This is a genomic window from Neisseria sp. HMSC70E02 (genome assembly GCF_001838645.1).
GTDB classification, from domain to species: Bacteria; Pseudomonadota; Gammaproteobacteria; order Burkholderiales; family Neisseriaceae; genus Neisseria; species Neisseria macacae.
Genome location: NZ_KV838092.1, coordinates 1 through 243, shown reverse-complemented (window position 1 = coordinate 243; position 243 = coordinate 1). Strand labels below are relative to the sequence as shown.

General features: G+C 54.7%; 1 protein-coding gene. It reads right to left on the bottom strand.

Annotation, left to right across the window (positions count from 1 at the left end):
* The coding region (locus tag HMPREF3277_RS06485) for a type VI secretion system Vgr family protein (protein WP_246830771.1) at nucleotides 1-243 on the bottom strand (243 nt) is incomplete at both ends.

Genomic DNA, 243 nt, shown 5'->3' with positions numbered 1-243 from the left:
GTCGACGATGTGGCCGAGGTTGAGTTGGGATTTTTGGTAGTCGGTGGCAAGTTTGATGTGTTCCTGACCTTTTTGGTCTTCCATCCTGAGTTTGTTGTTCGCCCAGGTACGGATGACGTTCCTTGTGTTCCAATCGGCAGGGATGTGGTCGGGATGGGCGCTGTCGTGCATGACGCCGGAGATATACGGACGGTCGGGGTTGCCTTGGACGAAGGACAGCATGACTTCGGTGCCTTCGTGTAA